Genomic DNA, 17,769 nt, shown 5'->3' with positions numbered 1-17,769 from the left:
ACGCGGTGACACGTGATGCGGTGCTGGTGCCTCTCCAGCCCCTCCGTCCGGTCAGGGCTTGACCGACTGGTAGTACCGCTTGGCCCCGTTGTGCAGCGGGAGCGGGTCCGTGTAGATGGCGGTCCGCAGGTCCACCAGCTGCGCGGGGTGCACCTTCTCGCCGATCTTGTCCCGGCTCTTGATCACCGTCCTGGTGAAGCCCTCCACCAGCCGGTCGGGTATGCGGTCCGTGGTGACCAGGAGATTCGCCACCGCGATCGTCGGTACGGCCTTGTTGTCCTGCGCCTTTCCGTAGGCATCGGCGGGCATCTCCGCGGCGCGGTAGTAGCGCGAGGCGGCGCCGCCGGACGCGTGGACCTGGCTGACCAGAGCGGGGGGCAGCGGGACCAGGCTGATGTCGAAGTGTTTCGACAGTGTCTGTACGGCGGCGGTCGGCAGCCCGCCCGACCAGAAGAAGGCGTCCAGTTCTCCCTTTTCGAGCAGGTCGGGCATGGTGTCGATGCCGGCGGGGACCGCGGTGATGTCGGCCCTCGGGTCGAGCGCCGCGGCAGACAGGATCCGGTCGGCCAGCAGCCGGACCCCCGATCCGTCCTGCCCCACCCCGACCTTCAGGCCCTTCAGGGCGGCCACGGAGCGGATGTTCTTGTCCTTGGCGGTGACCAGCTGCACATAGTCGTCGTACAGCCGCGCACAGCCCCTGAGCCGGTCCGCGCCCGGCTTGTTGTCCATCTGGTACTTGGCGACGGCGTCGGCGGTGGCGATGGTGAACTGGGCCTCGCCCGTCGCCACCCGCTTCAGATTCTGCTGCGAGCCCTCGCTGTTCCGAAGACTCACCGACACCAGCGGCAGATCGTGCGCGAGGTAGTCCTTGAGCAGCGTTCCGTACCGCTGATAGACGCCGTTGTTCGCGCCCGTACTGAAGACGACCGCACCGCTCGGGGGCGCCGCCCCGATCGGCAGTAGCCACCACAGCAGCAACCCGACCACCACCAGGAACGCGGCGGCGCCCTGGAGCAGGCGGACTCGGCCGAAACGGGCCGCAAAGGTGAACATGCGGTCGATCCTGTCAGCTCACTCCCCGTGATGACCAGGGCCCGCCCGGAGGCCGCGACGTACTCCCCGGGAATCCCCGGGCGACGGCCCCGGCGGACCCCGTACCCTGGTGGGCGAGATGAGCGCGAAGACTTACGAGGTGCGCACCTACGGGTGCCAGATGAATGTCCACGACTCCGAGCGGCTGTCGGGCCTGCTGGAGGGAGCCGGCTACGTCCGCGCGCCCGAAGGCGCCGACGGGGACGCCGATGTTGTCGTCTTCAACACCTGTGCGGTGCGGGAGAACGCAGACAACAAGCTGTACGGCAACCTCGGCAGGCTGGCGCCGATGAAGACCAAGCGGCCGGGTATGCAGATCGCCGTCGGCGGCTGTCTGGCCCAGAAGGACCGCGACACCATCGTGCGGCGCGCGCCCTGGGTCGATGTCGTCTTCGGCACGCACAACATCGGCAAGCTGCCGGTGCTCCTGGAGCGCGCGCGGGTCCAGGAGGAGGCGCAGATCGAGATCGCGGAGTCGCTGGAGGCGTTCCCCTCCACGCTGCCGACCCGCCGCGAGTCCGCCTACGCCGCCTGGGTCTCCATCTCGGTCGGCTGCAACAACACCTGCACGTTCTGTATCGTCCCCGCGCTGCGCGGCAAGGAGAAGGACCGCCGCCCCGGAGACATCCTGGCCGAGATTGAGGCGCTGGTCGCCGAGGGCGTCTCCGAGATCACGCTGCTGGGACAGAACGTCAACGCGTACGGCTCCGACATGGGCGACCGCGAGGCGTTCTCCAAGCTCCTGCGCGCGTGCGGCGCGATCGAGGGACTGGAGCGCGTCCGCTTCACCTCCCCGCATCCGCGCGACTTCACGGACGACGTGATCGCGGCGATGGCCGAGACGCCGAACGTGATGCCGCAGCTCCACATGCCGCTCCAGTCCGGCTCGGACCGGATCCTCAAGGCGATGCGCCGCTCGTACCGGCAGGACCGCTACCTGGGCATCATCGACAAGGTGCGCGCAGCCATCCCGCACGCCGCCATCTCCACCGACATCATCGTGGGCTTCCCCGGTGAGACCGAGGAGGACTTCGAGGAGACCATGCGGGTCGTGCGCGAGGCGCGCTTCGCGCAGGCGTTCACCTTCCAGTACTCCAAGCGCCCCGGCACCCCGGCCGCCGACATGGACGGACAGATCCCCAAGCAGGTCGTCCAGGAGCGCTACATGCGGCTGTCCGCCCTCCAGGAGGAGATCTCCTGGGCGGAGAACAAGACACAGGTGGGCCGGACCCTCGATGTCATGGTGGCCGAGGGCGAGGGCCGCAAGGACGGCGCCACCCACCGGCTCTCCGGCCGGGCGCCCGACAACCGGCTCGTCCACTTCACCAAGCCGGACGAGGAGGTGCGGCCGGGCGATGTGGTGACGGTCACGATCACCTACGCCGCGCCGCACCACCTGCTCGCAGAGGGCCCGGCCCCGACGGTGCGCCGCACCCGCGCCGGCGACGCCTGGGAGCGGCGGAACACGGCCGGGGCGGCGAAGCCCGCCGGTGTGCTGCTGGGGCTGCCCACGGTGGGGGTGCCGGCTCCGCTGCCGGCCGTTTCCGGGGGTTGCGCGGTCGAGTGACGTCGGGCGGAGGGGGCGTCGCCGTGCGCGCCGGAGCCGGTTGAGGCACCGCCTCCGCCGGTACCTCCTGCGTCGCCCCTCCCGCCACTCCACTTCCTCCACTCCACTCCCGCCACTCCACCCCCGCCCGAACCGGGCTGATTTGCTCGTCCGGTCACCGCACTAGGCTGCGGATCATGCTCGTATCCGCTGCTGTGTGTCCCAGCCCGCCCCTGCTCGTGCCCGCCGTGGCGGCCGGCGCCGCTCCCGAACTCGACGCCGCGCGCGCCGCGTGCGCGGAGGCGCTCGGGGTGCTGGCCGCCGCCCGGCCCGACCGGCTGGTCGTCGTCGGGACGGCGGAGGGGCCGGGGCAGGGGGAGTACCCCGAGGGCGCCACCGGGTCCTTCCGCGGCTTCGGGGTGGCCGCCGATGTCGTCCTGGGCGCGCGGGCGGCCTCCGGTCCTTCGGAGCCGGGCGCGGGAGGCGGCGAGCTGCCCGTCTCCCTCGCCGTCGGGGCCTGGCTGCTGGAACGCGTCCGCTGGGCCGCCGCGCCGGTCTCGGGGCTGGGAGTGGCGGAGACGCTCGGCACCGAGGGGTGTGTCACGGCCGGGCGGGAGATCGCGGCCACGTCCGACCGGGTGGCGCTGCTCGTGATGGGTGACGCCAGTGCCTGCCGTACGGTCAAGGCTCCCGGGTATCTGGACGAACGGGCGGCCGGCTTCGACGCGGAAGCGGCCCGGGTTCTCGCGGCGGCCGATGTGCCGGGACTGCTCGCCCTCGACGCGGGGCTGGCCCGGGAGCTCCGGGCGGCGGGCCGGGCGCCCTGGCAGGTGCTCGCGGGCGCGGCCGGGGGCGCGGGCCTGGCGGGTGAGCTGCTGTACGAGGACGCGCCGTACGGCGTCGGATATCTGGTGGCCGTCTGGTCCTAGCGGACCCGTCGCACGACACGGCGGCGGCAGCCACGGGACGCTGGTGGGGCGCCGCGCGGCTGCCGCCGCCGTGCTGCTTCAGAAAGTGGCCGGCGGCGGAGTGCCGTCGTCCTTGGGGGTGCCGTCGTCCTTGTGGGCGAGCTTGCCCAGGGCACCCTTCGCCTTGTCGGTTCCGGTGCCGATCTTGTCGCTGTACTTGCCCTTGGTCTTCTCGTCGACCGTACGGGCGGCCTTGTCCAGCCCCTGCTCGATCTTGCCCCCGTGCTGCTGCGCGAGGTCAGCGACCTTTTCCCGGGCCGGACCGATCTTGGCCTTCAGTGAATCCAGGAAGCCCATGGGCCACCTTCCCTCGGAGGAAAACAACAGCCTACGCGTGGGTGAAATCCGACAAAACACCCATATGTACTTCTCAGGGTACTCGCGAGGAGGAAATGGCGCGCTGTCGTGGCGGCCATGGCTCCCGGATTCGCAACTGACAACGGATCGCAAGCGCGCCGGGCGGGGCGAAACGTTGAGGCAGGCAGCCCTAAGTTTGCGAGACTGTGGCAGTGAGAAGCGCAGCTACCGCACCGCGGGTCATCGCCGTCGTCGGGCCCACCGCGGCCGGCAAATCAGATCTGGGCGTTCACCTTGCCCGGCAACTCGGCGGTGAGGTCGTCAATGCCGACTCCATGCAGCTCTACCGGGGGATGGATATCGGGACCGCCAAGTTGACGACCGAGGAGCGTGCCGGGATTCCGCACCACCTCCTGGACATCTGGGAGGTCACCGAGGCCGCCAGCGTCGCGGAGTACCAGAAACGGGCGAGGGCCGAGATCGACCGGCTGCTCGCCGAGGGCCGTACGCCCGTCCTCGTGGGCGGCTCCGGGCTGTACGTACGCGCCGCCATCGACGCGCTCGACTTCCCCGGCACCGACCCCGAGGTGCGCGCCAGGCTCGAAGCGGAACTGACCCTGCGCGGCTCCGGCGCCCTGCACGCCCGGCTGTCCGCCGCGGACCCGCCGGCGGGCCGCGCGATCCTCCCCAGCAACGGCCGCCGGATCGTCCGCGCGCTGGAGGTGATCGAGATCACCGGCAAGCCCTTCACCGCCAACCTCCCCGGCCACGACGCGGTATACGACACGGTGCAGATCGGCGTCGACGTCGCGCGCCCCGAACTGGACGAGCGGATCGCCCACCGGGTCGACCGGATGTGGGACGAGGGGCTGGTCGACGAGGTGCGCGCGCTGGAGGCTCGTGGGCTGCGGGAGGGGCGTACCGCCTCGCGCGCCCTCGGCTACCAGCAGGTACTGGCGGCGCTCGCCGGGGAGTGCACCGATGAGGAGGCGCGCGCCGAGACCGTACGCGCCACCAAACGCTTCGCGCGCCGTCAGGATTCATGGTTCCGCAGGGACTCGCGGGTGCACTGGCTGGGCGGCGGAACCGAGCACCGGGAGGAACTCCCGGAGCGGGCGCTGACGTTGGTCGAACGAGCGGTTACAGCCTGATCACGTGATGGCATCGGGACGCTCAGGGCGACCTTGCGGCGCTCCCCGGCGTGCCATCATCGAGCATCGGTCGACCACGGGCTCGATCGACCACTGGAGTCCGACTTGGGAGGGCGCGTGGCGATGGAGGCCGGCCCTCGTGACAGAGAACCGACGGCACCGGGGACACCGGAAGCACTACCGGGCCTGAGCCCTGACGGGCCGGAGGAAGAGACCGTGACCCCCGAGGTCGAGGTCGAACTCCGGCCGCAGCGCCGGATGCGGATCTGGCAGCTCGCCCCGATCGTGGCACTGGCCGCCATGGGTTCGCTGATGTTCGCCTTCCCCCTCGCCTTCGGCACCGGGGACGGTGGCGCGGTCGTCGCCATGCTGGGACTGCTGATCAGCTGCTGCGCGGCAGGCTGGGGCATGACGGCCGCGCGCCGGGTCGGCCACACCTGGCCGGGGCTGCCGTCGCGGTCCTCCGGCGAGCGCCCCGACTGGCGCGTCATCGCGCTGTACGTGACCGTCGCCACGGCCCTGGTGGCCCTCGCGGTCTGGCGCGTCGCCCGGCTGCGCTGAACACGGGACCGGGACGGGCGCTGCGCTGAACACGGGACCGGCGTTGTCGGCGGGTGCTCGTACGATGGTTCCCGTGAGCACTTCGCAGACCGCGCCGATCGCCTTCCTCAAGGGACACGGGACCGAGAACGACTTCGTGATCGTCCCCGACCCTGACAACGACCTCGCCCTGCCCCCGCGCGCCGTGGCCGCCCTCTGCGACCGCAGGGCCGGCATCGGCGGCGACGGGCTGCTGCACGTCGTCCGCTCGGCGGCCCACCCCGAGGCGCGCGCCATGGCCGGTGAGGCCGAGTGGTTCATGGACTACCGGAACGCGGACGGATCGGTCGCCGAGATGTGCGGCAACGGCGTCCGGGTCTTCGCCCGGTACCTCCGGCGCGCCGGCCATGTGACGGCGGGCGACCTCGCCGTGGCGACCCGCGGCGGGGTGAAGCAGGTGCACATCCCCAAGGACGAGGACGGCGACATCACCGTCCACATGGGCCGCGCGGTGCTCCCCGGTGACGAGGTGACCGTCTCCGTCGGCGACCGCTCCTGGCCCGCGCGCAACGTCAGCATGGGCAATCCGCACGCGGTCGCGTTCGTCGCGGACCTGGCGGACGCCGGGAACCTGTTCACCGAGCCGGCCGTCACCCCCGCCGCCGTCTACCCCGACGGGGTGAACGCCGAATTCGTTGTGGACCGGGGCCCGCGCCATGTCGCCATGCGCGTCCACGAACGCGGCTCGGGCGAGACCCGCTCCTGCGGTACGGGCGCCTGCGCCGTTGCCGTGGCCGCCGCCCGCAGGGACGGCACCGACCCCGCGGTGACCGGAGTACCCGTCACGTACACCGTCGACCTCCCGGGCGGACGGCTCATCATCACGGAACACCCCGACGGCTCCGTCGAGATGACCGGCCCGGCGGTCATCGTCGCGGAAGGGCACTTCGACCCGGTCAGGATCGAAACGGCCTTCGCATAGCGCCTCGCTCGAATGGGTGATCCGTTTCACGCCGGGCGGGAGCGGTACTTCCCGGCGCGACGGGGTCGATAGCATCAAGCACCGGCCCGGAGGGCGTTCCCGCTCATCCACCGCCGGTCGATGCTGCCGGAGGCGCCCCCATGAGTGCAGAGGCCACCACCCCTGGTGCCCACAGCCGCCGACGCGGCCTTCCCAGGATCGACCTCCGCAGACTGGGCCGGGCCGCGCTGCTCGGTCCGCCCTCCCGGGACCGGCTGCCCGACGCCATGGGCCATGTCGCCGACGCCCACCGCGCACACCACCCCGACGCCGACCTCACCGTGCTGCGCAGGGCATACGTCCTCGCGGAGGCGTCGCACCGGGGGCAGTTCCGCAAGAGCGGCGAGCCGTACATCACGCACCCGCTCGCGGTGACCCTGATCCTCGCCGAACTGGGCGCCGAGACCACGACCCTGACGGCCTCACTCCTCCACGACACCGTCGAGGACACCGATGTGACGCTCGACCAGGTCCGCGCGGAGTTCGGCGCGGAGGTCTGCTATCTGGTCGACGGCGTGACCAAACTGGAGAAGGTCGACTACGGGGCCGCGGCCGAACCCGAGACCTTCCGCAAGATGCTCGTCGCCACCGGCAACGATGTCCGGGTGATGTCGATCAAACTCGCGGACCGGCTGCACAACATGCGCACGCTGGGTGTGATGCGTCCCGAGAAACAGGTCCGCATCGCCAAGGTCACCCGCGACGTCCTCATCCCGCTCGCCGAACGCCTCGGCGTCCAGGCGCTCAAGACCGAGCTGGAGGACCTGGTGTTCGCAATCCTCCACCCCGAGGAGTACGCGCACACCCGCGCCCTCATCGCGGACAACGCCACAGCCGGGGACGCCCTCGCCGCCATCTCCGAGGACGTCAGGCGCGTCCTGCGCGAGGCGGGCATCGCGGCGGAAGTGCTGGTCAGGCCCCGGCACTTCGTCTCCGTCCACCGGTCAGGACGTAAACGCGGCGAACTGCGCGGCACGGACTTCGGACGGCTGCTGGTGCTCGTCGCGGAGGACGCCGACTGCTACGCGGTCCTCGGTGAGCTGCACACCTGCTTCACCCCGGTGATCTCCGAGTTCAAGGACTTCATCGCCGCGCCCAAGTTCAACCTGTACCAATCGCTGCACACGGCGGTCGCCGGCCCGGACGGCGCCGTCGCCGAAGTCCTCATCCGTACGCACCAGATGCACAAGGTCGCCGAGGCCGGCGTGGTGGCGCTCGGCAATCCGTACGCCTCCGCCGACGGCGCGGAGCCGCAGGACGGCGAGCGAGCGGACCCCACCCGGCCCGGCTGGCTCTCCCGCCTCCTGGAGTGGCAGCAGTCCGCCACCGACCCGGACACCTTCTGGACGACGCTGCGGGCGGATCTGGCGCAGGACGCCGAGATCACCGTCTTCCGTGCCGAGGGCGGCATGCTCGGACTGCCCGTCGGAGCGAGCTGCGTGGACGCCGCGTACGCGCAGTACGGCGACACCGCGCACGGCTGTGTCGGCGCGCGCGTCAACGGCCGGCTGGCGCCCCTGAGCACCGTCCTCGGGGACGGCGACACCGTCCAGCTCCTGCTGGACCGGGACACGGCCTCGGGGCCCTCGCCCGAGTGGCTCGACCACGCCCGTACCCCCGCCGCGCGGATCGCGATCACCGGCTGGCTCGCCGCGCACCCGGCGAGCGAGGGGCTGCCCGCCGCCGCGCCGCGTACGCCCGTCCCGGTCAGCGCCGACCGGCGCGGCGGTGCCAACGCCGTGGTGGACCTGCCGGGGGCGACCGTACGGCTGGCCGGCTGCTGCACGCCCGTACCGCCCGACGCGGTCACCGGCTTCTCCGTACGCGGCGGCGTGGTCACCGTCCACCGGCGCGAGTGCCGTGCCGTGGCCCGGATGCGCGCCCTCGACCGGACCCCGCTCGCGGTGAGCTGGGCGGACGAGCCCGAGTACCGGGTCACGTTGCACGCCGAGTCCTTCGGCCGGCCCCGGCTGCTCGCCGATCTCACCGAGGCCATCGCGACGGCGGGCGCCGCCATCGTCGCGGCCACCGTGGAGCCCCCCAGCGAACAGCGCGTACGGCACACCTACACGCTCGAACTCCCCGACGCCGCCGGGCTGCCCGGCCTGATGCGGGCGATGCGCGACGTGCCGGGGGTGTACGACGTGAGCCGTGCCCAGCATCCGGCGACCGCCTGAGCGGGCCGGGGGCGGCCGGTCCGGGCCGGTCCGGGCCGGGTGGGCCGGGTGAGCCGGGCCGGGTGGGCCGGGCCGGAGCGCGGTGTTCCTGAGGCGCCGGTGGCGTTCGTCAACACCGCGCACCCCGGCATCCGGCGGCGGGCACCGCGCTGACCTGCCCCTTTCGGGTGTGCGCGGCGCGCGCCGTCGCCGTGTGCCGGGCGGGCGCTGGTAGCGATGGCACATGCTGCTCACCTCCCGCCGACTGCGCGCCGCCCTGCTGGCCGTCGCCTCGGCCACTCTGGTCGCCGCGACCCTGCCTCCGCCCGCGCCGCTCGGCATCGGCGATCCGCTCTTCCCCTATCTGGGGAACCCCGGATACGACGTCCTGACGTACGACCTCGATTTCACCTACGGCGGTGACAACACCAAGCCGCTGGACGCCATCACCAAGATCGACGCCCGTGCCACCGAGCGCCTGGACCGGATCAATCTCGACTTCACCCATGGCGAGGTCCGCTCGGTCGAGGTCAACGGCGCCGCGGCGGCGTTCGTCACGGCCGACGAGGACCTAGTGGTCACCCCGCCAAGGCCGGTCGCCACCGGCTCCCGGATCCGGATCACCGTCCACCACACCAGTGACCCGAGCGGCCCGGGCGGCGGCTGGCTGCGGACCGCCGACGGACTGGCGATGGCCAATCAGGCGGACGCCGGCCACCGGGTCTTCCCGGGCAACGACCACCCCGCCGACAAGGCGTACTACACCTTCCGCATCACCGCGCCGGCCCGGCTCACCGTCGTCGCCAACGGTCTTCCCGAAGGGAAGACACGGCACGGCGCGAACACGACCTGGGTCTACCGCACCCACCACCCCATGGCCACGGAACTGGCCCAGGTCTCCATCGGCGACTCGGCCGTGGTCCACCGCGAAGGACCGAACGGACTGCCCGTTCGGGACGTGGTGCCGGCGGCCGACCGCGAACTGCTGGAGCCCTGGCTGCGGAAGACCCCGGACCAGCTGCGGTGGATGGAGCGGCAGGTGGGCCCGTACCCCTTCGAGACGTACGGAGTGCTGATCGCCGGCGCCGACACCGGGTTCGAGCTGGAGACGCAGACGCTCTCGCTCTTCGAGCGAGCCCTGTTCACCCGCCCCGAGTACCCCGAGTGGTACGTCGACGCGGTCATGGTCCATGAGCTGTCCCACCAGTGGTTCGGCGACAGCGTCTCGCCGCACCGGTGGTCCGATCTCTGGCTCAACGAGGGACACGCCACCTGGTACGAGGCGCGGTACGCGGCGGAGCACGCCGGAAAGCCGCTGGTCGACCGGATGCGCAGCGCCTACAGCCGGTCCGACGGATGGCGGGCGGCCGGCGGGCCCCCCGCGGCCCCCGAGCCCCCGACCGCCGGCCAGCAGATCAGCCTCTTCCGGCCGGTCGTGTACGACGGCAGCGCGCTGATCCTCTATGCCCTGCGGCAGGAGATCGGTGAGACGGCCTTCCAGCGGCTGGAGCGCGACTGGGTCCGGGACCACCGGGACTCCACGGCGACCACGGCGGACTTCGTCTCGCTGGCGTCCGCGGTCGCCGGGCGCGCTCTCGGCGACTTCCTCGGGCCGTGGCTGTACGGGAAGAAGACCCCGCCGATGCCCGGCCACCCGGACTGGCGCAGCACGGCGCCCGCCGAGCGGACGGCCGCGCGCTGAGGCGGGAGGACGGCCAGATCCGAGGGGGAAACCCGGGTGACGGCGCGGCCGGACTCGTGCCACCATCGACGAGTCGGCGACGCGGCCGGGAATCATTCCCGATCGTCACGCGTTGTGACGGGTGTACCGGACTTCTCTCTTTCGACGTAAGGACCCAATGACCTCCTCTTCATCCCCTTCCCAGGCCGCGCAGAACTCCGCGGACCCCCGCACGGACAGCCTTCGGGCCGATGCCCTGATGGAAGAGGACGTCGCCTGGAGCCACAAGATCGACGGAGAGCGGGACGGCGATCAGCTGGAACGCTCCGACCGTGCCGCACTGCGCCGCGTGGCGGGTCTCTCCACCGAGCTGGAGGACGTCACCGAGGTCGAGTACCGGCAGCTCCGTCTGGAGCGCGTGGTCCTCGTCGGCGTCTGGACCTCGGGGACCGTGCAGGACGCGGAGAACTCCCTCGCCGAGCTGGCGGCGCTCGCGGAGACCGCGGGCGCCATGGTGCTCGACGGCGTGGTGCAGCGACGCGACAAGCCCGACCCGGCCACGTACATCGGCTCCGGCAAGGCACAGGAGCTGGCGGAGCTGGTGCTGGAGAGCGGCGCCGACACGGTGGTCTGCGACGGTGAGCTGAGCCCCGGCCAGCTGATCCATCTCGAGGATGTCGTCAAGGTCAAGGTGGTCGACCGCACGGCCCTGATCCTCGACATCTTCGCCCAGCACGCCAAGTCCCGTGAGGGCAAGGCCCAGGTCGCGCTCGCCCAGATGCAGTACATGCTGCCGAGGCTGCGCGGCTGGGGCCAGTCGCTCTCCCGGCAGATGGGTGGCGGCGGCGGTGGCGGTATGGCTACCCGCGGCCCCGGTGAGACCAAGATCGAAACGGACCGGCGACGGATCCGCGAGAAGATGGCGAAGATGCGCCGGGAGATCGCGGAGATGAAGACCGGCCGCGAGATCAAGCGGCAGGAGCGCCGGCGCAACAAGGTGCCGTCGGTCGCGATCGCCGGATACACCAACGCGGGCAAGTCGTCCCTGCTCAACCGGCTCACCGGCGCGGGCGTGCTGGTGGAGAACGCGCTGTTCGCCACCCTTGACCCGACCGTGCGCCGGGCCGAGACCCCCAGCGGCCGGATCTACACCCTGGCGGACACGGTCGGCTTCGTCCGCCATCTGCCGCACCACCTGGTCGAGGCGTTCCGCTCCACGATGGAGGAGGTCGGCGACTCCGACCTCATCGTGCATGTGGTGGACGGCTCGCATCCCGTGCCGGAGGAGCAGCTGGCCGCCGTGCGCGAGGTGATCCGTGAGGTGGGCGCGGTCGACGTGCGCGAGATCGTGGTCATCAACAAGGCGGACGCCGCCGATCCGCTGGTCCTCCAGCGGCTGCTGCGCGCGGAGCGGTACGCGATCGCGGTCTCGGCGCGTACGGGCCAGGGCATCGCCGAGCTGCTGGCGCTGATCGACGAGGAGCTGCCGCGCCCCGAGACCGAGGTCGAGGTGCTCCTGCCGTACACGCACGGCGGGCTGGTCTCGCGGGTGCACGCCGAGGGCGAGGTGCTCTCGGAGGACCACACCCCGGAGGGCACGGTGCTCAAGGCACGGGTCCACGAGGAGCTGGCCGCCGCGCTGGCCCCGTATGTGCCGGTGGCCGGCTGACACCGGACCGGCCCCGGTCCGTACGTACGCGGCGGAATCGGAAACGGCGAAGGCCCGCCCCCTCCTCGTGAGGGGGCGGGCCTTCGCCGTGCGGGTCTACTTGTCCGCGAACTTCTTGCTGACCCCGTCGTACACGCCCTTGGCCACATCCCCGAGGCGCGGCCCGGCCAGCCAGCCCGCGGTGACCGGGCCGATCGAGGTGTTGGAGACCAGGGCGGGCTTGCCGTCCTGGCCGGTCGCCACCCAGCCGCCGCCGGACGCGCCACCGGTCATGGTGCAGCCGATCCGGTACATCGTCGGGTCGTCGGCGTTCAGCGAGAGCCGGCCCGGCTTGTCCTGGCACTGGAAGAGCTTCTGGCCGTCGTACGGCTCGGCCGCCGGATAACCGGTCGCCGTCAGGCCGGAGACGTTCGCCGTGGCCGGGGCGTTGAAGTCGACCGGCAGAGCCGAACCGACCGTCTCCTCCAGCGACTTGCCCGTACCGCCCTTCTCCGGGGTGACATGGATCACCGCGAAGTCGTACGGTGCGCCCTGACCGCCCGTCGCGGCGCCCTCGGCGATCCACTGCGCGGAGGTCTGCGCCCAGTCGGCCCACCACACGCCCTCCGGAGCGATCTGCTCCTTGGAGGCGCTGTCGAGAGCCGCCGTCTCCATGGCGTTGTTGTTGTAGGCGGGGACGAAGGCCAGGTTGCGGTACCAGCCGCCGCTCTTGCCCGCGTGGACGCAGTGGCCCGCGGTCCACACCATGTTGGACTTGCCGGGGTGGGCCGGGTCCTTCACGACCGTCGCCGAGCAGACCATCGAACCGTCGGGGCCGTCGAAGAACAGCTTGCCGGACTGGGGCGCGTTCTGCGCGTATGTGGCACCCACCGCCTGCGCCGTGACCGCCTTCGGCTCCGGGTCGGTGACGCCCTCGTCACCCGAGATGTCCTGCTCCTCCACCGGGTTCTCCGGGGGCTTCTCCGCGTCCCGCATCCGGTCCGGGTCCCAGAGGTCCTCGATGATGGGATTGACGTAATCCCTGGCCTCGCGCAGCCACTTGTCCTTGTCCCAGTTCTTCCACTCACCCCCTCGCCACTTGTCCATGTCGATCCCGTGGTCCTTGAGCCGGTCCTTGAGATCGTCGGGAATGGTGATCACACCGGACGTGCTGGAGGCGGACACCGACGGCGAACCGGAGGCGGAATCGTCGCCGGATCCGCAGCCCGTCGCCGTCAGCACGAGGGCCGCGGCCATCGAGACGCCGGCCAGAACGGGGGAGGTTCTGGGCCGCGCGCTCCTCTCGCGGCGTACGGCGCGGGTCGGACGTATGGGTCGCATCGGCTTAATCCCCCTGGGACTTCGGAACATTTCGGAACAACGGGACTACGGGCGCACCGGGCCGCGGTGCCGGGGCCGATGCACGGCCCCCCACTATGCCGGTGCCGAGGGGGACGGCGCACGCCAGGGCCGCGGTTCCGCGCCACAAGGAACTCGCTCCGGGCCGTGATCCCGCGCCCGCACCGTCGTTGGTAGTTGCGGGGACGGGGGCGGCGGGCCGCCGTCGAACATCCGGTGAGCGGGCGCCGTACTGACAGGCGACCGAACCGTGACAACGGGAGGACCGACAGCCGTGGCCGTGACCGAACCACCTCCGGCAGCGCCGACCGTCGCCCATGAGGGGATCCTCCGGCGCCAGTCCCTGCGCGAATCGGCCGCCCGCACCTACGCGAGAGCGCTGCCCATCGTGCCGGTACGGGCGCGCGGGCTGACGATCGAGGGCGCCGACGGCAGACGCTATCTGGACTGCCTCTCGGGCGCGGGCACCCTGGCGCTCGGACACAACCACCCGGTGGTGCTGGAGGCGATCAGAAAGGTCCTCGACTCGGGCGCCCCGCTCCATGTCCTCGACCTGGCCACCCCGGTCAAGGACGCCTTCACCACCGAGCTGTTCGCCACGCTGCCACCGCGCTTCGCCCGCAACGCCCGCGTGCAGTTCTGCGGACCTGCGGGCACCGACGCGGTCGAGGCCGCCCTCAAACTCGTCCGCACCGCCACCGGCCGCGACGGGCTCCTCTCCTTCACCGGCGCCTACCACGGGATGACCGCCGGGGCGCTCGCCGCCTCGGGCGGCGCCGAGGACGGACGGGTGACCCGGCTTCCGTATCCGTACGACTACCGCTGCCCCTTCGGTACCGGCGGGGTGCGAGGCGCCGAACTCGCCGCCCGCTGGACCGAGAACCTGCTGGACGACCCGAAGAACGGGCTGCCCGCCCCCGGCGGGATGATCCTCGAACCGGTGCAGGGCGAGGGCGGGGTGATCCCCGCGCCCGACGCCTGGCTGCGCAGGATGCGCGAGATCACGGCGGACCGGTCCATTCCGCTCATCGCCGACGAGGTACAGACGGGCGTCGGGCGGACCGGCACCTTCTGGGCCGTGGAGCACAGCGGGATCACCCCCGATGTCATGGTGATGTCCAAGGCGATCGGCGGCTCCCTGCCGCTGGCCGTGATCGTCTATCACGAGGACCTCGACACCTGGCGACCCGGCGCCCACGCGGGCACCTTTCGCGGCAACCAGCTCGCGATGGCCGCCGGCGCGGCCACCCTCGCGTACGTACGGGAGAACCGGCTGGCCGACCGCGCCGCGACCCTGGGCGCACGTATCCTCGGCCAACTCCAGGGCCTCGCCGCGAACCACCCCTGTGTCGGAGACGTACGTGGTCGTGGTCTCATGATCGGTGTGGAACTCGTCGCCCCGGCGGCAGGTGACCCTGCCCCGCCGGACCCCGCGCTCGCGGCAGCTGTCCAGCAGGAGTGCCTGAGCCGTGGGCTCATCGTCGAACTCGGCGGGCGTCAGGCGGCCGTGGTCCGGCTGCTCCCCCCTCTCACTCTCACCGACGAACAGGCCGTCGCCGTACTCGACCGGTTCGCCGACGCCCTGGCCGCCGCCGAGCGCACCGCGCTCCGCCGGAACCACTCCGGCCTGTCCTCCTGACCCCGGACACCCTCACAAGGAAGCCCTCCGTGAATCCCACTCCCTCACCTGATGTGCCCGAGACCGACGTCCGTGCCACCGCCGAGGCGGCGACGGTGCCACGGCAAGCGGCCGGTGGTTACGGCGAACCCCCCGTCCCCGCAGCGGACATGGACAGCGCGTCCGCCGCGGCCGACCCGCTCGACCACCCCGACCCGCGGAAGGCTGCCGACGCCGCGGCCGTCGAGAACCTGCTGCGCTGCTGGGTCCGCGAGAACAACCTGCCACGCCCGTCGGGTGAGGTGCTGCGGATCCCGCTCGACGCCAGTGGCACCGCGCTCCTGGTCCCCGTCCGCTACTGGTCGGCCACGGGCTGGCACCGCTTCGGTATGCCGTTCCTGGAGAGCGCTCCCCAGGACGCCCCGGCCGCCGAGGCGGTCACGGTCGCGGCCCTCCTCGGCCGGGAATCGGGCCGCTACCAGGGCGCCGACCTGGTCGGCCGGGTCGCCAACTCCCTCGCACACACCGCCGACTTCATCACCGACCGCCGGGCCGCCCCGGCCGCCGCCGACGACGCGGACCTCTTCCTCACCGCCGAACAGTCACTCCTCCTGGGACATCCCCTCCATCCCACCCCCAAGAGCCGTGAGGGACTCTCCGAGGCAGAGGGCCGCCGCTACTCGCCCGAGTCGCGCGGCTCGTTCCCCCTGCACTGGATGGCCGTCGACCGGTCGGTGCTCGCCACCGACTCCGCATGGACCGAACAGGGCCGCGTCCTGCCCGCCGAACGGCTTACCGCCCGGTTCCTCGGCCACCACCCCCTTCCCGGAAACACCGTCGCGCTGCCCCTCCACCCCTGGCAGGCACGCGAACTGAGACACCGTCCGGCCGTCGCCCAGCTCCTCGACGCCGGCCTCCTGCACGATCTGGGCCCGCACGGAGCCCCCTGGCACCCCACCTCCTCCATCCGAACGGTGCACCGGCCCGGCGCGCCCGCCATGCTCAAGCTCTCCCTGGGCGTACGCATCACCAACTCCCGCCGCGAGAACCTCCGTAAGGAACTCCACCGGGGCGTCGAGGTCCACCGGCTGCTGCGAGCCGGCCTCGCCAAGGAGTGGGGGGCCGCCCACCCCGGCTTCGACATCGTCCGCGACCCCGCCTGGATCGCCGTCGACACCCCGGACGGCGAACCGGTGACCGGCCTCGACGTGATGCTGCGCCACAACCCGTTCGGCCACGGCGACGACGCCGTCTGCGTCGCCGGGCTGACCGCGCCGCGGCCCTATCCCGGCCGTACCGGCATGTACTCGCGACTGGCGGCGACCGTCTCCGAACTCGCCTCCCGCACCGGCCGGTCCGTGCCGGCCGTGGCAGCGGAGTGGTTCCTGCGCTACCTCGACCAGGTCGTCCGCCCGGTGCTCTGGCTGGACGGCACGGCCGGGATCGCCCTGGAGGCACACCAGCAGAACACCCTGGTGATCCTGGACGAGGCCGGCTGGCCCGTCGGCGGCCGATACCGCGACAACCAGGGCTACTACTTCCGTGAATCCCACCGCCCTTCGCTGGAACGCAGACTTCCCGGCATCGGCTCGGTCAGCGACACCTTCGTCTCCGACGAGGTCACCGACGAACGCTTCGCCTACTACCTCGGCATCAACAACGTCCTCGGTCTGATCGGCGCGTTCGGAGCCCAGGGGCTCGCCGACGAACGCGTACTCATCGCCGCCTTCCGGCAGTTCCTTTCCGGCGCCACCGGACTCGGCTCCCCGCTGCCCGCCCAGCTGCTGGAGAGTCCCGCCCTGCGCTGCAAGGCCAACCTGCTGACCCGGCTGCACGGCCTCGACGAGCTCGTCGGCCCCGTGGACACCCAGTCCGTCTATGTCACCATCACCAACCCCCTTCGCGACTGACCACATTCGACTGAACACATCCGACCGACCGAACCGCCGAGAGGAGAGCGCCGTCATGACCGCGACCCGGCCCGCCGACGACGCGTCGGCCGGCGACCTGCTGGACACCCCCGCGGAGTGGGGGCCGGCCACCACAAGGGCCGGCGTGTTCCACCTCGTACCCGTACGGCTCCCATACGACCTGGAGCTGATCAGCCGCTGGATGAACGATCCGGCGGTGGCCGCGTTCTGGGAACTCGCGGGGTCCGAAGCCGTCACGGAGGCCCATCTGCTCGCACAGCTCGACGGCGACGGACGCAGCATCCCGTTCCTCGGAGTCCTGGACGGGGTCCCGATGAGCTACTGGGAGCTGTACCGCGCCGACCTCGACCCGATCGCCCGCCACTACCCCGCCCGCCCGCACGACACCGGCATCCATCTGCTCCTCGGAGGCGTCGCCGATCGCGGTCGCGGCGTGGGAACAACCCTCCTCAGAGCGGTCGGTGACCTGGTCCTCGACCACCGCCCCCGCTGCGCGCGTGTCATCGCCGAACCGGACCTGCGCAACACCCCTTCCGTCTCGGCCTTTCTCAGCGCCGGCTTCCGCCTCTCCGCCGAGATCGACCTTCCGGACAAGCGAGCCGCTCTCATGGTCCGCGAGCGCGCCTTCCGTGAACTGATGTGACGATCTGCTGTTCCACCTTCATCTCCCACCCGAGGAGTCCCCGTGTCAACGTCCCCTGCCACTCATGACTCCGCCGGTCCCGCCGGCCACATATCCACCGCCCGCCCCGCGGACCCGT

Annotated in this window: 14 protein-coding genes; 11 read left to right on the top strand and 3 right to left on the bottom strand. The window is 71.7% G+C overall.

Annotated features, from left to right (window positions below; genetic code table 11):
• Window positions 1-51: 51 nt before the first annotated feature.
• The gene (locus AB0389_RS06905; protein ID WP_366394264.1) at window positions 52-1,053 is read right to left on the bottom strand and encodes a TAXI family TRAP transporter solute-binding subunit; all 1,002 of its coding nucleotides are present in this window, start codon (window positions 1,051-1,053) and stop codon (window positions 52-54) included.
• 118 nt (window positions 1,054-1,171) lie between these two features.
• On the opposite strand from AB0389_RS06905, the gene miaB reads away from it, so the two are divergent.
• Together miaB and AB0389_RS06895 are read left to right on the top strand one after the other, a co-directional pair.
• Window positions 1,172-2,659: a tRNA (N6-isopentenyl adenosine(37)-C2)-methylthiotransferase MiaB gene (gene miaB, locus AB0389_RS06900; protein WP_366394263.1), complete on the top strand. Its 1,488-nt coding sequence runs from the start codon at window positions 1,172-1,174 to the stop codon at window positions 2,657-2,659.
• Between the two features lie 176 nt (window positions 2,660-2,835).
• Window positions 2,836-3,567 carry a hypothetical protein gene (locus AB0389_RS06895; protein ID WP_366394262.1) on the top strand — a complete coding sequence of 244 codons (732 nt, stop codon included), beginning with the start codon at window positions 2,836-2,838 and terminating at the stop codon, window positions 3,565-3,567.
• Between the two features lie 78 nt (window positions 3,568-3,645).
• On the opposite strand, the gene AB0389_RS06890 is transcribed toward AB0389_RS06895, so the two are convergent.
• Window positions 3,646-3,903: an antitoxin gene (locus tag AB0389_RS06890; protein WP_114662654.1), complete on the bottom strand. Its 258-nt coding sequence runs from the start codon at window positions 3,901-3,903 to the stop codon at window positions 3,646-3,648.
• Between the two features lie 212 nt (window positions 3,904-4,115).
• On the opposite strand from AB0389_RS06890, the gene miaA reads away from it, so the two are divergent.
• From miaA to hflX, 6 genes are all read left to right on the top strand, one after another.
• Entirely contained in the window at window positions 4,116-5,054 is a 939-nt protein-coding gene (gene miaA / locus AB0389_RS06885) for a tRNA (adenosine(37)-N6)-dimethylallyltransferase MiaA (protein ID WP_366394261.1), read from the top strand.
• 123 nt (window positions 5,055-5,177) lie between these two features.
• Window positions 5,178-5,615 (top strand): hypothetical protein, encoded by a 438-nt coding sequence (locus AB0389_RS06880; protein ID WP_366394297.1) that lies wholly within the window; start codon window positions 5,178-5,180, stop codon window positions 5,613-5,615.
• A 64-nt stretch (window positions 5,616-5,679) separates the two neighbouring features.
• A complete protein-coding gene (dapF, locus tag AB0389_RS06875) occupies window positions 5,680-6,576 on the top strand; it encodes a diaminopimelate epimerase (protein ID WP_366394260.1) in 897 nt (298 codons plus the stop codon).
• 140 nt (window positions 6,577-6,716) lie between these two features.
• A complete protein-coding gene (locus AB0389_RS06870) occupies window positions 6,717-8,792 on the top strand; it encodes an HD domain-containing protein (protein ID WP_366394259.1) in 2,076 nt (691 codons plus the stop codon).
• Window positions 8,793-9,015: 223 nt separating this feature from the next.
• On the top strand, window positions 9,016-10,473 hold the full coding sequence (locus AB0389_RS06865) for a M1 family metallopeptidase (RefSeq protein WP_366394258.1): 1,458 nt from the start codon (window positions 9,016-9,018) through the stop codon (window positions 10,471-10,473).
• Between the two features lie 157 nt (window positions 10,474-10,630).
• Window positions 10,631-12,121 carry a GTPase HflX gene (hflX, locus tag AB0389_RS06860; protein ID WP_366394257.1) on the top strand — a complete coding sequence of 497 codons (1,491 nt, stop codon included), beginning with the start codon at window positions 10,631-10,633 and terminating at the stop codon, window positions 12,119-12,121.
• Between the two features lie 96 nt (window positions 12,122-12,217).
• On the opposite strand, the gene AB0389_RS06855 is transcribed toward hflX, so the two are convergent.
• Window positions 12,218-13,441, bottom strand: a complete 1,224-nt coding sequence (locus AB0389_RS06855; RefSeq protein ID WP_366394256.1) for a hypothetical protein — start codon at window positions 13,439-13,441, stop codon at window positions 12,218-12,220.
• Window positions 13,442-13,733: 292 nt separating this feature from the next.
• On the opposite strand from AB0389_RS06855, the gene AB0389_RS06850 reads away from it, so the two are divergent.
• Genes AB0389_RS06850 through AB0389_RS06840 form a run of 3 tightly spaced genes read left to right on the top strand, consistent with a single transcriptional unit; the run spans window position 13,734 to window position 17,651 of the window.
• Window positions 13,734-15,098 carry a diaminobutyrate--2-oxoglutarate transaminase family protein gene (locus AB0389_RS06850; protein WP_366394255.1) on the top strand — a complete coding sequence of 455 codons (1,365 nt, stop codon included), beginning with the start codon at window positions 13,734-13,736 and terminating at the stop codon, window positions 15,096-15,098.
• Between the two features lie 29 nt (window positions 15,099-15,127).
• Window positions 15,128-16,987, top strand: a complete 1,860-nt coding sequence (locus AB0389_RS06845; protein WP_366394254.1) for an IucA/IucC family protein — start codon at window positions 15,128-15,130, stop codon at window positions 16,985-16,987.
• Window positions 16,956-17,651: a GNAT family N-acetyltransferase gene (locus AB0389_RS06840; RefSeq protein ID WP_366394253.1), complete on the top strand. Its 696-nt coding sequence runs from the start codon at window positions 16,956-16,958 to the stop codon at window positions 17,649-17,651. The genes AB0389_RS06845 and AB0389_RS06840 overlap by 32 nt, the downstream gene beginning before the upstream one ends.
• The last annotated feature ends 118 nt before the right edge of the window (window positions 17,652-17,769 follow it).

The organism is Streptomyces sp. NPDC093109, assembly GCF_040701725.1.
Lineage (GTDB): Bacteria > Actinomycetota > Actinomycetes > Streptomycetales > Streptomycetaceae > Streptomyces.
Note: the sequence above shows the minus strand (reverse complement) of the source record. Positions and strands in the feature narration are given on the sequence as shown.

What these genes read in the sequence shown, in the direction of transcription:
- AB0389_RS06890 (WP_114662654.1), bottom strand. Translation starts at nt 3,903, where the DNA reads ATGGGCTTCCTGGATTCACTGAAGGCCAAGATCGGTCCGGCCCGGGAA.
- AB0389_RS06870 (WP_366394259.1), top strand. Translation starts at nt 6,717, where the DNA reads ATGAGTGCAGAGGCCACCACCCCTGGTGCCCACAGCCGCCGACGCGGC.
- AB0389_RS06905 (WP_366394264.1), bottom strand. Translation starts at nt 1,053, where the DNA reads ATGTTCACCTTTGCGGCCCGTTTCGGCCGAGTCCGCCTGCTCCAGGGC.
- miaB (WP_366394263.1), top strand. Translation starts at nt 1,172, where the DNA reads ATGAGCGCGAAGACTTACGAGGTGCGCACCTACGGGTGCCAGATGAAT.
- hflX (WP_366394257.1), top strand. Translation starts at nt 10,631, where the DNA reads ATGACCTCCTCTTCATCCCCTTCCCAGGCCGCGCAGAACTCCGCGGAC.
- AB0389_RS06895 (WP_366394262.1), top strand. Translation starts at nt 2,836, where the DNA reads ATGCTCGTATCCGCTGCTGTGTGTCCCAGCCCGCCCCTGCTCGTGCCC.
- AB0389_RS06880 (WP_366394297.1), top strand. Translation starts at nt 5,178, where the DNA reads ATGGAGGCCGGCCCTCGTGACAGAGAACCGACGGCACCGGGGACACCG.
- AB0389_RS06855 (WP_366394256.1), bottom strand. Translation starts at nt 13,441, where the DNA reads ATGCGACCCATACGTCCGACCCGCGCCGTACGCCGCGAGAGGAGCGCG.
- AB0389_RS06865 (WP_366394258.1), top strand. Translation starts at nt 9,016, where the DNA reads ATGCTGCTCACCTCCCGCCGACTGCGCGCCGCCCTGCTGGCCGTCGCC.
- AB0389_RS06840 (WP_366394253.1), top strand. Translation starts at nt 16,956, where the DNA reads ATGTCACCATCACCAACCCCCTTCGCGACTGACCACATTCGACTGAAC.
- dapF (WP_366394260.1), top strand. Translation starts at nt 5,680, where the DNA reads ATGGTTCCCGTGAGCACTTCGCAGACCGCGCCGATCGCCTTCCTCAAG.